The sequence below is a fragment of the Treponema vincentii genome, assembly GCF_010365865.1.
Classification (GTDB): Bacteria; Spirochaetota; Spirochaetia; order Treponematales; family Treponemataceae; genus Treponema.
Window position 1 is genome coordinate 2,317,635 of sequence record NZ_CP048020.1, and the last position, 13,343, is coordinate 2,330,977.

The 13,343-nt window shown below is 44.8% G+C and carries 14 protein-coding genes; 8 read left to right on the forward strand and 6 right to left on the reverse strand.

Translation table 11 applies throughout. From position 1 onward, the window contains the following. Positions 1-48 precede the first annotated feature (48 nt). The 3 genes from GWP43_RS10815 (at position 49) to GWP43_RS10825 (ending at position 937) form a co-directional block, all read left to right on the forward strand. Entirely contained in the window at positions 49-306 is a 258-nt protein-coding gene (locus GWP43_RS10815) for a hypothetical protein (protein ID WP_162664166.1), read from the forward strand. A gap of 75 nt (positions 307-381) precedes the next feature. After that, positions 382-669, forward strand: a complete 288-nt coding sequence (locus GWP43_RS10820; protein ID WP_162664167.1) for a BrnT family toxin — start codon at positions 382-384, stop codon at positions 667-669. Then, positions 647-937 carry a BrnA antitoxin family protein gene (locus tag GWP43_RS10825; protein WP_162664168.1) on the forward strand — a complete coding sequence of 97 codons (291 nt, stop codon included), beginning with the start codon at positions 647-649 and terminating at the stop codon, positions 935-937. The genes GWP43_RS10820 and GWP43_RS10825 overlap by 23 nt, the downstream gene beginning before the upstream one ends. Before the next feature lie 319 nt (positions 938-1,256). Here the strand turns inward: GWP43_RS10825 and GWP43_RS10830 are convergent, their stop codons facing one another. Both GWP43_RS10830 and GWP43_RS10835 read right to left on the reverse strand, forming a co-directional pair. Beyond that, on the reverse strand, positions 1,257-1,967 hold the full coding sequence (locus GWP43_RS10830) for a hypothetical protein (RefSeq protein WP_162664169.1): 711 nt from the start codon (positions 1,965-1,967) through the stop codon (positions 1,257-1,259). Then, the gene (locus GWP43_RS10835) at positions 1,958-3,394 is read right to left on the reverse strand and encodes a hypothetical protein (RefSeq protein ID WP_162664170.1); all 1,437 of its coding nucleotides are present in this window, start codon (positions 3,392-3,394) and stop codon (positions 1,958-1,960) included. The genes GWP43_RS10830 and GWP43_RS10835 overlap by 10 nt, the downstream gene beginning before the upstream one ends. Positions 3,395-3,593: 199 nt before the next feature. Between GWP43_RS10835 and GWP43_RS10840 the strand changes: the two genes are divergently transcribed. Then, positions 3,594-3,836 carry a hypothetical protein gene (locus GWP43_RS10840; RefSeq protein ID WP_162664171.1) on the forward strand — a complete coding sequence of 81 codons (243 nt, stop codon included), beginning with the start codon at positions 3,594-3,596 and terminating at the stop codon, positions 3,834-3,836. Between the two features lie 236 nt (positions 3,837-4,072). Here the strand turns inward: GWP43_RS10840 and acrA are convergent, their stop codons facing one another. The 3 genes from acrA to GWP43_RS10855 are packed head-to-tail and all read right to left on the reverse strand — an operon-like array spanning position 4,073 to position 7,185. Beyond that, positions 4,073-5,176, reverse strand: coding sequence for an acryloyl-CoA reductase electron transfer subunit beta (gene acrA / locus GWP43_RS10845; protein ID WP_162664172.1), 1,104 nt, complete (start codon positions 5,174-5,176; stop codon positions 4,073-4,075). A 20-nt stretch (positions 5,177-5,196) separates the two neighbouring features. Beyond that, on the reverse strand, positions 5,197-5,997 hold the full coding sequence (gene acrB, locus GWP43_RS10850) for an acryloyl-CoA reductase electron transfer subunit gamma (protein WP_162664173.1): 801 nt from the start codon (positions 5,995-5,997) through the stop codon (positions 5,197-5,199). Between the two features lie 15 nt (positions 5,998-6,012). Beyond that, positions 6,013-7,185, reverse strand: a complete 1,173-nt coding sequence (locus GWP43_RS10855) for an acyl-CoA dehydrogenase (RefSeq protein ID WP_162664174.1) — start codon at positions 7,183-7,185, stop codon at positions 6,013-6,015. A 221-nt stretch (positions 7,186-7,406) separates the two neighbouring features. On the opposite strand from GWP43_RS10855, the gene GWP43_RS10860 reads away from it, so the two are divergent. The 4 genes from GWP43_RS10860 (at position 7,407) to GWP43_RS10875 (ending at position 12,541) form a co-directional block, all read left to right on the forward strand. Beyond that, a complete protein-coding gene (locus tag GWP43_RS10860) occupies positions 7,407-8,783 on the forward strand; it encodes an aldehyde dehydrogenase (RefSeq protein ID WP_162664175.1) in 1,377 nt (458 codons plus the stop codon). Between the two features lie 110 nt (positions 8,784-8,893). Further along, positions 8,894-9,916, forward strand: a complete 1,023-nt coding sequence (locus tag GWP43_RS10865) for a calcium/sodium antiporter (protein WP_162664176.1) — start codon at positions 8,894-8,896, stop codon at positions 9,914-9,916. A 16-nt stretch (positions 9,917-9,932) separates the two neighbouring features. Continuing rightward, a complete protein-coding gene (locus GWP43_RS10870) occupies positions 9,933-10,826 on the forward strand; it encodes an RsmE family RNA methyltransferase (RefSeq protein WP_162664177.1) in 894 nt (297 codons plus the stop codon). Next, positions 10,823-12,541 carry a hypothetical protein gene (locus tag GWP43_RS10875; RefSeq protein WP_162664178.1) on the forward strand — a complete coding sequence of 573 codons (1,719 nt, stop codon included), beginning with the start codon at positions 10,823-10,825 and terminating at the stop codon, positions 12,539-12,541. Before GWP43_RS10870 ends, GWP43_RS10875 begins: the two co-directional genes overlap by 4 nt. A gap of 161 nt (positions 12,542-12,702) precedes the next feature. Here GWP43_RS10875 and GWP43_RS10880 read toward each other — a convergent pair whose 3' ends face one another. Then, entirely contained in the window at positions 12,703-13,338 is a 636-nt protein-coding gene (locus GWP43_RS10880; RefSeq protein WP_162664179.1) for a PrsW family glutamic-type intramembrane protease, read from the reverse strand. Positions 13,339-13,343 lie beyond the last annotated feature (5 nt).

Consider the following 13,343-nt stretch of genomic DNA (forward strand, 5'->3'; position numbering starts at 1 on the left):
GGTAAAGTGTGCTATACTGCTATGGGATGGATAGATAAGGAGCGTTCTATGAACGATATAATGATGCGGCAATACAATATGCTTTCAAAGGAGCTGCAGCAGGAAGTGCAGCATTATATTGAATATTTATTTGTAAAAATGAAAAAAACGAATAGACAACATATTGTAACAATACCCCAGCAAGAAAAAAATAGAGCTTATGATGCCCTGATACAGTATGCAGGTTGCCTACCGCCGGATATCGATTATAAACAAGAAGCTATAGAATTTGCGGTAAACTATAAACGCCGCTTACCATCACAGTAGCTGCAAACACCACCAAGCTCGCAGCGTTTAATGAAATGGTAAAGTGCGCTATACTGCTATGGGATGGATAGAGGTATGACATTTGAATGGGACGAAAACAAAAATAAACTCAACAAACGTAAACATGGAATATCTTTTGAAGAAGCGGTGTCCGTTTTTCTTGATGAAAAGCGTATTGAAAAATATGATTTTAAAAATTCGACTTTAGAAGAAGAAAGAATTGATACTATAGGTCGGACTAATAATATGATTATCCTATTTGTTGTATATACAGACCGTAATGATAACATACGGCTTATCTCTGCACGAAAAGCCGAAGTTGATGAGGAGGCAGAATATTATGAAAACTATGACGCTCGATGAAGTTAAAAATCTTCCGCCGCTTACGGAAGAACGGCTAAACGAAATCAAAAATTTTCAAAATACTGATTTTTCGGACTGCCCAAAGCAGACAAAAGAGGAGCTTAAACAATTCCGCCCTTATTATGAGCTTCATACAACATTACAAAAACATAAAAACCACACCGTACAGGTTAGTATTGATAGTGACATAATAGAAGCGTTACAGATTGAAACTCAAGAGTACCAACCACGCATAAATGCTATCTTACGGAAAGCTGTTTTTGGATAAACCATAAGGAACAAGGCATGAGGGAACCTCTAAAAACTTCCCGTTTTTAGAGGTGAGCTTTGTTCACCGGTTTTCCCTTAGATTTATTTGCGACCTTTGTTGATTACAGCTAAAGGTATCTCTAAAAACAGCTTTAGCTTAGAAAGGTATACCGATAGCAAAAATCGCTGAGGATACCGAGCTTACGCAAAAGGCAGTAGAACCATTATACCCAATGCTGCCCACCGAATAAACCGATAGAACCGAAGCAAGATGTTTTAATCCATTCCCTACCGCAGTTGCAGGGCATCTTCTCATTTAGAAAATGCCCTGCACCAAACTAGCCGTGAGCCTTACTGTTGCCAAGTAAAGCAAGGGATGTAGCCTGAGGTTTTTGTATGGAACTAAAGTTTATATCTTCTAAAGGTGTATCCGTCAAATCTTCATTTGTAAAATGAGTTTTAGTTCCTTCATCACGATATAAATGTTTTAGATTATCCCATATATCTTTTGGGCCAACATATTTTTCTGGAGGATATTTGCTAGGTTTTAATTGGTTTATTTCTTCTTCAGGCCATTTATCAAAGAATCTATTTTGTAAATTATATATTTTTATTGAATTATTTATATACGGGATTCTGTTTACCATACTTTTTAGAGATGCTGTTTTTAACTCTTCTGGTAATATTGCATTTTTTAATATAAGTGTATTAACACTAGAATCTAGCATATCTGTTGGTAAAATTGTGTTATCAAAAGTAACATTTACAGGACCTGTTGTTCCTCTATATTGCATTTTTGATAGGTTACTATTTTTAAATACTATATTTCCAATAACAGAATTTCCTTCAAAATTCAATAATTTTAAGTTTTCTTCAATCATGGTAGTAGTATCTATATTATTTAAAACTAAATTTTGTATTCTTGTTGATCTGCTATCTTTTTTGTAATACACTATCCCGTTTTTCATCAGTTCTTTTACGAAATTCCAATAATTGTTCCATAGGTAAAGGTTCAGTATTGTTTTTTCCACCATTGTATTCAGTAACATTTGGTCCTGGACATAAAAAAATCTTTTACATTTAAAAATTTCACACCACCGTTAATTTCTTTAATTGTATTTGAACCAGTAAGAAATGGAAGTAAATCCTTTACATTGCCTGTTACATACATATCCCCGATAACTAATGCATCTGTTAATTTTTCATTGTTAATTAGTTCTAAAATTTGATTCGCTTTGATATAAGGTGTTATGTCAAATCTACCACTGGTAATTGTTTCTTGTAAATCCCTTAATAAAATTTGAATACTATTTGGTTTATCATTTTTTACAGTTATATTTGTATCTTTTAATATATTTAGTTTTCCATTTGTTACTTCTTTATAAAATTCATTTACATCAAAATAATCTGTTAAAGTGCTTTTAAATGCTACAGGAACATTTATATCACCATCTTTAAAATTCAAAACCGCTTTATTAAGAGCATTAAGTTTAGTTTCTTTTAAAAATTTTGGAGTAATAGGAGTAGATGTATATTCCCATTCAATATTTTCGGAATTTCCTTTCCGCTTTTTATCAAAAGTATTTATTTTTAAGTTTGTTGAATCAAAATCAGGATTTGTTTTTTCTTTTAAATTATAAGCAATATATTTTGCTATTTCCGTTGTTTCTTCATTGGTACATTCCATAATATCTTCTAATGAAATATCACCATTGATAGTTTTTATGTTTGCATTTTCATCAAGTGTAATAGTTTGTTTGGTGCTGTCGGCATTTTCGATATTTAAAACACTTAATGCCTTTGCAGCTTTTTTTAATGTAGTTTTACTTATTGTGCAAGTGGTGCAATTATTATTTTCCGTTTTAAACGATTTTATGGTAAGAGCATCTGTGTTTATTATTACATTATTAGTGCTTTTTTCTGCTAATTCTTCAATTTTATCTAATGTTATATTTCCGCTTGCCTTAATTATATTTCCGCCCGCATCTTTGGTAACATAGATAACCGAATTTCCAATAGTTATTTGTTCTGCCGACTGGCTTGCTTCCTCTTCCACCGTAGCTGAAACTGCCGTTTCTTTTTCAATCTTTACCTTTTGCGTAATGGTATTATCTGTAACATCCGAATATGTTGCATCGCCTATCGTAAGCGCTTTAACCTTATAGCCTGCATTTGCAGAAAGCGTAAAGGTCAGCTCGCTGTTTTTTTCGACTTTTCCGCCGGCGGGAAGGGTGGGGGTTACGTCAATTTTGCCGTTTGCAGGCTGGGTTATGGTAACCTCGTACTTTGTTGCCGGTGTAGGATTGGACGGATTCGGATTAGGGTTTCCCTGTTCCGGATTTTCAGGTGGAGGATTAGTGAAATCGGGGGCAGGAGTTTTATGTAATTGCTTACACGAAATAAGCATTACAAGCGGGCTTAACAGCAGCGCCACTCCTAAAAATACAACAGAAACTTTCGCACGTTTGTTTTTCATAACAACCTCCATCTTTCTCTATATGCATAGCTTATATAGCTTTATGATACCATAGTTTTAAGTTGAGTGCAAGGAAGAATTTAGCCCAAGATTTTAACAGGGTTTTTGCATTACAGTGTAGAATAGAAATAGACTTTTGGTAGAAAAATTATAAAGATATGCGATACTACCGCAGATATCGAAATTTCGGAGAGGTATTATGCAAACATCACTTACAACAGTAATGGCTGAAGCTGTAGCTCTACCTTATGAGGATAGAGTTGAGCTTCTGACAGTGTTGGCAAAAAGTATATCAAAATCTGCTCTAGATACCTCAAAAAAGAATGAACAAAATTGGGGTAAAATGTTAGATTTGTATACGGGTTGTATGGGTGGTCTTTGCTCGAAAGAAGATCCTGTTGAATATCAGAGGAATTTAAGAGAAGACAGAGTAATTGACTGATCGTATTTTTGTTGATACAAATCCTTTGATTTATCTTCTTGATAATGTACAGCCATTTGCTGTATACAAAAAGTAGAATACAAATCTAACTGTCCGATTCAACCTGATATTCCCTATATCGGCATAAAAACACTCCAGATGCAGAACGCCGGGATGATTAAATCCTCTACATGAATACCAAAAAAGCCTGTTCTTCCGCAAAGGAAAAACAGGCTTTTTGCATCACAGCTTAAAAATTACAGGCTGCCTTTTGCCGCTTTAACTGCTTCGGTCAGCATCGGAAGTACCTTGAACAGGTCTCCTGCAATACCGTAGTCGGCTACGCCGAAGATCGGTGCATCGGGGTTCTTGTTAACCGCGATGATGTACTCGGAATCCTGCATACCGGCAAGGTGCTGGATTGCTCCTGAAATACCGACTGCCACATAGATGTGCGGATGTACGGTTTTACCGGTCTGTCCAACCTGATGGTTTGCATCCATCCAGCCGGAGTCAACAACGGCACGGGAAGCCCCGACAACGCCGCCAAGCGCCTGAGCCAAATCTTCAGCCAGTTTGATACCCGCTTTGGGGTCTTTACCGATACCGCGGCCGACGGAAACAACCACATTTGCTCCGATCAAGTCTACGATGTTTTTTGCGGTTTTCTTGATTTCGAGGATATCGACGCTGATATCGGCTTTGGAAAGTTCAACTTTCGGCTTTTCAATTACGGTCTTCGACGCTTTTGCCGAATCAAAATCCTGCTTCTTCATAACGCCGGGACGCACGGTTGCAATCTGCGGGCGGAAGCGGGGACACACAATCGTTGCCATCAAGTGACCGCCGAAAGCCGGACGGGTCATCTTCAAGTTGGTATTTACCTTAAAGGGTGTCTTTTCGACATCCATCGTCGAGCTGGTGCGGAGGAATTCCTTGTATTTTTCAGTATCGACATCGAGGTGCGTGGTGTCGGCGGTCAATCCGGTATGGAGCCGTGCGGCACAGCGGGGACCTAAGTCGCGTCCGATGGTTGTTGCACCGATTAAGAAAACTTCCGGTTTTTTATCCTGCACCAATGCGGTAATCACTTTTGTATACGCATCGGTTGTATAATCGGCAAGAAGATCATGTTCGCAGTAGTACACCTTGTCGGCACCGTAACCGCCGAGATTTTTTAATGCATCTTCTTTAATACCTTTTCCAAGTACAACGCCGCAGAGTTCGCCCTTTAATTCGTCGGCGAGCTTCCGGCCTTCGCTCAATAATTCAAACGAGGTGTTGAGGATTTCTCCGTTGCGCTGTTCACAAAATACCCACACGCCTTTGAAGGCTTCAGTGTCTTTGCTATCGTAAGCCATTTGTACATTCTCCTCCTTCATTAAATGATATGTTTTTCTGCCAGCATTCCGACGAGCTTTTCACAAGCGGCTTTGTCGGCGCCTTCCATCATCGTACCGGCGCCTTTTTGCGGCGGGGTAAAGGACTTGTATACGTTTGTCGGAGAACCTTCCAAACCGATTGTGTCTTTATCGATGAGCGGGTCATCCTTCAAGGTTTCGTAATTGTATACCTCATACGGCTTTGAGTAGCATTCCATAATACCGCTAACGCTCATATAGCGCGGTTCATTCAGCTCTTTAATACAGGTGATAAGACAGGGTGTCTTTACCTTGAGCATCATATAGCCGTCTTCGAGCATACGCTTTACCGTCAGTGTGTTGCCTTCTTTTTTAATATCAGCTGCGTAGGTGATCTGCGGGAGATTCAGTTTTTCAGCGATCTGCGGGCCTACCTGTGCGGTGTCCCCATCGATTGCCTGCCGTCCGCAGAATACAACGTCTTCCGGCTCGACACCGACGCGACGTACTGCTGCTGCCAAAATCTGGCTGGTAGCATACGTGTCGCTTCCGCCGAACTCACGGCTGGAAACCAGTACCGCCTTGTCAACGCCGCGCGCCAACAGCTCACGGAGCATGCTTTCTGCAGGGGGCGGCCCCATCGAAATAGCGACAACTTCACAGCCGGTTTGATCTTTCAGTTGCAGCGCCGCTTCAATCGCGTTTAAGTCATCGGGGTTGGTGATGGTCATCATCGAAGCGCGGTCAAGCTGCCCGTTTTCTTTGACGGCAACTTTTCCGGATGTATCGGGAACTTGTTTTACACAAACAATAGCTTTCATCTGTTCTTGTCCTCCTTAATTGACGCCGAGGTTTCCGGCAATAACCATGCGCTGAACTTCGCTCGTGCCTTCGTAAATTTCCGTAATCTTTGCGTCGCGCATCATCCGCTCAATCGGGTAGTCGCGGGTGTAGCCGTATCCACCGAAGAGCTGCAGACAGCGTCGGGTTACGTCGCTTGCGACCTCAGCCGCAACGAGCTTTGCCATTGCCGCTTCTACGGAATAACGAATATTGGGATTTTCGTTGGCTGCCTGTTTCTTGCATGCTGCCGCATAGACAAGATACTGAGCGCCTTGAGTGCGGGCTGCCATATCCGCAAGCTGGAACTGAGTGTTCTGCTGCTGGCTGATGCGCTTTCCGAACTGGACACGTTCTTTTGTATATTTGATGGTTTCTTCGATAGCGCCTTCCGCAATACCGAGCGCCTGTGCTGCGATACCGATACGTCCGCCGTCAAGGGTTGCCATAGCGATGATAAAGCCGCGTCCCTGTACGCCGAGGAGGTTTTCTTTCGGCACGATGCAGTCTTCAAATACCAGCTCGCAGGTGGAAGATCCGCGGATACCCATTTTCTTTTCATGCTTACCGATGGAGAAACCGGGGAATCCTCGTTCTACGATGAATGCGCTGATTTCTTTCATAGAACGGCCTTTCTTATCTTTTACCGTGCCGGTTACTGCAATAACGATAAAGACGTCGGCATAGCCCGCATTGGTGATAAAGATTTTGCTGCCGTTTAACACCCAGTGATCGCCGTCAAGCACTGCGGTTGTCTGCTGACCTTGAGCATCGGTTCCGGCGCCCGGTTCGGTTAACCCGAAAGCACCGATCTTTTTACCGGCGGCTAAATCGGGTACATACTTCATCTTTTGTGCTTCCGTTCCGAAGTGCATAATCGGATCGATACACAGTGAAGTATGCGCGGAAATGATAACGCCGGTTGTTCCGCATACCTTGCTCATTTCTTCCACACACATGGCATAGGTTAAAACGTCAGCCCCCTGTCCGCCGTACTGTTTCGGGACGGGAATGCCGAAGAATCCCAGCTTTGCCATCTTTTTGACATTTTCTTCAGGAAATTTTTCCTCTTCGTCGACTTCGGCAGCGAGCGGTTTTACTTCGTTTTGCGCAAAATCGCGAAACAGCTGCTGCGCCATGAGCTGTTCTCTGCTCAACGTAAAATCCATGTTGAATCTCCTTCGTTATATTGATTTTTATTAAAAATCTCTACTTTATATAGAGGCTTTTCTATAGTATAATAATGACCTACGCTGTTGTATCTCAGCAACCAATAGTAGTATTTTTATAGATAGATTATATCAGCAAACCGTCGAAATGGATAGGGGAAGAATCGTATTTTATCATACTTTTTTTCTCTTGAGCCTTTACGTCGGAGGAGAACGATTATATGACAAGAATAGCCATCGCCGCATTGGTGCGGAATACTTCAACTTTTTTTGCATCAAATGCGACAAAATCATATCAATTCCGCGCAGAACAGCTCCGTAAGTTGGGAGCCGCCGTTCACGCGTATGAGCAACGGATAAGCGATGCACTCTATAAGGATTTACACAAGGCGCCGATGGAGACCTACCTTACGGAAATCGGTATGGTGCAGGAGGAAATCCGCTTTCTATCGAAACATTTAAAAAAATTGATGAAGCCGAAACGGGTGCGCACGCCGCTCAGTCATTTTTTAGCGTCGAGTACGATTTATTATGAACCGTACGGCACCGTGTTGATTATGTCGCCGTGGAACTATCCCGTCAATTTAACGCTGACTCCGCTTGCCGGTGCGATTGCTGCAGGAAACTGCGCGGTGATAAAGCCGTCGAATTACACCCCCGAAACCTCAAAAGTAATCGCCGATTTGATTACGGAAACCTTTGATCCGAGCTTTGTTACGGTTGTAACCGGCGGACGAGAAGAGAATGCCGGGCTTTTGGAGCAAAAGTTCGATTACATCTTCTTTACCGGCGGTACGGTAGTCGGTAAGCTTGTTATGGAAGCAGCTGCGCGGAACCTGACGCCGGTAACGCTGGAACTCGGCGGCAAGTCCCCCTGTATTATCGATAAAACCGCCGATATGAAAGCGGCGGCGCGACGTATCCTTTTCGGTAAGATACTGAACGGCGGGCAAACCTGCGTCGCTCCCGACTATGTGTTAATTCACACTGCGGTAAAAGAAGCGTTTATCGAACAGTGTAAGGCAGTTCTCCGTGAATTTTTACCGACGGACGCGTATGCCTCATGCAATATGACGCGGATTGTCAACGACAAACATTTTGAACGGCTTTCTCATTTAATGGAAGGAGAAGCGGCTGTTATCGGCGGAGACAAGGATGTGCACGGGCGTTTTATTCCGCTGACGATACTGGACAATATCAGCTTTGAATCGCCGGTTATGCAGGAAGAAATTTTCGGTCCTATCTTACCGCTCATCCCGTTTAGCGATGTGCAGTGGGCTGTCGATCAAATCCGTGCCCGCCCGAAGCCGCTTGCCCTCTATCTCTTTACCAAGGATGCCGCCGTAGAGCAGAAGATCCTGTCGGAAGTATCGTTCGGCGGCGGATGCATCAACGACACAATCGTGCATCTTGCGACACCGTACATGCCCTTCGGCGGCGTCGGAACAAGCGGCATGGGGAATTACCACGGAAAACAAAGCTTTTACACATTCAGCCACGAAAAGAGCGTAATGAAAAAATCCCTGCTGGTAGACTTACCGATGCGCTATCATCCCTACAGCGAGAAAAATTTCAACCTCGTTAAAAAGTTTATGTAGGTGCATACCGAACGGTGTATCCGGCTGTGCCCTGCAAGTCGTCTTGCGTGATTCCGCCTAAACCGGTATATTTCCACATATTCCGGGTACTGATATTTTAAGAGGTTTATATGGATGCGCTCTTACATGATTTTTTAATGAATTCACCGGTTGTGATATCGTTGATTGTGCTTGTTGCAAGTTTGTTTACGCTGAGTAAGGGTGCGGATTGGCTGGTAGACAGTGCGGTTGCCCTTTCGCTCAAATGGGGAATGCCCAAAATGGTGATCGGTGCAACGATTGTCAGTCTCGGTACGACTCTGCCCGAAGCGTCGGTATCTACACTGGCAGCAATTAAAGGCAATGCGGAGCTTGCGCTTGGAAATGCTATCGGCTCGATTATTGCGGATACGGCTCTCATTATCGGGCTTGCCGCGATGCTTGGTACGGTGCCGGTCGACAAACGGCTCATCCATCGGCAGGGTACCGTTCAGTTTTCGGCAGCGCTGCTGTTGACGCTTGTTTCTCTTCCATTCTTTTCTCCTGGCAGGGAGGGAAAAATCTATCAGTGGATGGGCTGGATATTTGTCGTGCTGCTTGCGTGTTATATGTACATATCGTTTCGCTGGGCGAAAGAATCTATGGAAGAGAGCGAGCAGGATACGGCAGAAGAAAATCAAAAACCGCTGTGGCTGCTGCTTGTATGGCTGGCTGTAGGAATTGCGGTGGTCGTGCTCTCGTCTAAGATATTGATTCCTGCGGTAGAAGTTTCCGCTATAAAGATCGGTATTCCGCAGAGTATTATCGCGGCGACGTTGGTTGCGTTCGGCACGAGTGTACCCGAATTGGTAACTGCAATTACCGCCGTTCGGAAAGGACACGGAGAACTCGCGGCGGGCAACATCATCGGAGCGGATATCTTGAACGTTCTCTTTGTATTGGGCGTAGCAGCTGCGGTGACACCCACCGGTATCCGTGTGCCAGTAGATTTTTACTATCTGCAATTCCCGACCATGCTGCTGGTGCTCGGCATTTTCCGCTTTTGTTCAACACGTCAGCGCAGCGTCATAACTCGAATGCAAGGTGCGTTTTTGTTTATCTTTTATGCCGCATACATTGTCCTCAATTTTACATTAAGACATATCACGGGTTAAGGGCGGCAAGGCTGCCATGAATATCATTTTATTACGACAGGAAGAACTTTCAGACGGGAATTTTTCTTTTGCCAGAACTGATGAACGCTTTTTACATATCAAAAAAGTGCTGAAGCTCGGTGTGGGCGCAGTATTCAAGGCGGGTATCATTGACGGGGAAAAAGGAACGGCGGAGATCACTTCCTTTTCCGATGAGCTGTTGACTGCACGGTTTACCGTATCGGAGGATGCGGGCGGAGAAGGCGATGTTTCCGCGTTGCCGCCCATCAGACTGATACTCGGGTTTCCGCGTCCCATTCAGCTGCGCCGTATTTTGCGTGATGTCGCAGGGCTTGGAATTGAGGCGTTGTATCTGACCGGTACCGAGCTGGGTGAGAAATCCTACCTGCAGGCGGATATCGCTGCGGAAACGGAGATAGAGCGGCTGCTGATTGACGGATGCAGTCAGGCAGGGGATACTCATATTCCGAAAGTGTATCGAGCTTATAGTGTACGGCATTTTTTCGACCGGTATGAGGATGATATCCGTCCGGATCATCTGCGGGCAGCGCTCGATGTTCCTTTTCAAATTGAGCAAGGTTCTCAAGGTTCTATTGAACAAAATCGCATGAAACAAGGTTATATTGGGCAAAACCGTATTGGACACGCGCATAGTGAACAAGGCGACACACGCTGCATTCCTGTGATGCATCCGCTGCCTCAGCTGCAGTGGGACGGAAAACAAACGCTGTGGCTTGCCGTCGGGAATGAGCGGGGCTGGAGTCTGAATGAACGGCTGCTGTTTGCAAAAAAGCAGTTCACTGCCTATACTATGGGACGGAGAATTTTGCGTACGGAAACCGCCGTTACTTCCGCTGTTGCAGTGTGTCTTGCAAACTCCGGCGCATGGGATATGAGAGGAGCGCGATGAATCAGGATCAGGTAAAAGAGATATTATTGCAGATTGAAGAGTCGGGGCTTGAATTTTCGGTAACGTTTACCGGCAAGGCGAGCAAGAAAGTCAACGGGCTGTATAAAAGCGACACACACGAGATTCTGCTGCACAATAAAAACTTTTCCGTCGATAACGAACTGCTGTACACCGCTATTCACGAATATACGCATCATCGGCTCTGCGAGCTGGACGGCACCCGTTCCGGCCGTGTACATACGCAGCGGTTTTGGAGCTATTTTCACCGGCTGCTGCAAAAGGCGGAGGAGAAGGGGCTGTATAAAATCACGATGGAAGAATCGCCTGAGCTGCTCGAACTGACGGATACAATCAGGACGACCATCATGGCGGAGGACGGCAAGCTGATGAAGGAACTCGGCAGGCTTTTGAGCAAGGCGCGGGTGCTCTGTAAGCAAGCCGGTGTCCGCTACGAAGATTATATCGACCGTGTGCTGTGCCTGCCGCGCGCCTCCGCTGCGACGATTGAGAAAATACATGCGTTCGATGTAAAGCCGGAACTCGGCTATGAAGCGATGAAGGTGGTTGCGAATATTGCAAACCCCGATAAACGCGCCGCAGCAGAAGATCTTTTTTTACAAAAGCACAGCCCTGCGTTTGTGCGCGACAGCGTAAAAAATAAACCGCAGGATGAAGACCCTCGGCGTAAGTTGGAAAATGAAAAACGCCGGATAGAGCGCACGATTGTCAGCCTGCAAGCGCGACTCAGCGAGTTGGAAGACACGCTTGCAAAGATGCCCGTAACGCCGTTTATCTTTTGTTTTTCCTTTTTGCTGCGGCTGCTTTCTCCCCTTGCTGCGGATAATACCGGAGTCGGGCAAATGCAAATACCTGCGATACCGGACATTCCTGAAGTTACTATCGGCGGAGGGATCACTCGGCCGCCTGCGCCGCCCGTTATTCAGCCTCCGACATTTTTACAGCAAAAACGTACTCCATCGTCAGCAGCAGGGGCGAAGGGGAAACAGACGGGAAACGCCGCTTCCGCTTCCGATTCCGGTAAAAGCGATGTAAAAAAATCAACGGCGCTGAATGGGCTCAACGCTAAAACACTGGCGGCATTAAGCCAGAACAGCGGTAACCTGACGCTGCTCAATAATTTGCTCGGCACTGATGCGGGAGTAGGCGGCAATGCAGGTTTGGGCAATGTAACCGGTTTGCAAACCGATACGGGCGAAGCCATTTTAACAAAGATTTTAACCGAACTGGAAAAACTGCAAGCGCAAACCGGTCAAGCTGTACAGAAAGAAACCACATCAACCGGAAATACCGGCACGGGCAATGCGGCAGATGCTCACACTGCGCTTGCACAAGGGGCTGCGGCGGAGCTTATTCGGTTGCGGATAAACGGTAAGGAAATTAAAGACGATTTGATTTATACATTTTGTTCCGCTCCCGCCGCAAACGGTTCGTTTTTGTACGGAGCAGACCGCCGTTTTACGGCTAACGGCGCCGAGCTGAATGAGACCGCTTATTTTCTGTGCCGGAAGACGGAAGCTCAGCAGTACGAGATTACGATGGATTTACGCCAAGAACCGCTGAATGCAAATTCTTTTCTGTATAAACTCTATCAACTGAGCCCCGTATCGGTGGAGCAAACTTCGGATATCATCTTTTGGCATTATAAAGCTTCCGACCTTGAGGTAGAGTTGATATTCAGAATTGTGCATCTCTAAAAGCTCGGTTAGCTTTTAGAGATGCACGACGAGTTTTGATTTAAGTCTTTACAATGTAATGACTTAAATCAAAACATCGCAAATAAATTTAAGGAAACTGTCCAAAAACTGAAGTTGTTGGACAGCCCCTCTAAAAAACTGCGGTTTTTCGAGGTTCATAATTAAGGACGCGAAGGCGTAACAAGCCGTCCCGCATATAAGCAGGCAATGCCGAGTACTGCCGCTGCGGGAAGTATGAAGCCGCCGCCCAGCGAAATAAAAAAGTTATAAAGCCCGTGGAGAACAACCGCTGCGAGAAAGACGAGCGCAGCTTTCCGCTTTGTTTTGGTAGATATCATCGATGCATAAAAACAGCCGAGTGTCCCGTGTAATAAGGCGGCAGTAAACAGTCTGAGAAACTGCACGTTGGAATACCGCAAACTATACGAGATATTTTCAAAACCGCTAAAGACAAAGCCGAAGAATACGCCAAGCAGCATACTTCGTGTAATCCCGAATCTTTTTTTTAAAACTATAGCAGCCGTTAAACCGAAGAATCCTGTTTTAACACCTTCTTCTATCCAGGCTGCCGTAATAAAGCTGTTAAACAGGAGCCGTACCGCTTCCGATTGTTTTGCAATACCGACATCTAAAAAAGTATGCACACTATGCTGGAGCGCAAGCACCGGAAGCAGTGACGCTGCCGCTGCAAAGAATACGGCGGCAAGCGCATAAACAGGAACGTGTTTTTTTATTGCAATACAGACCGCTGCCGATGCCGGTAAAAATGCCGTTATCAGCAGCCCGATAATACTCATGCCGT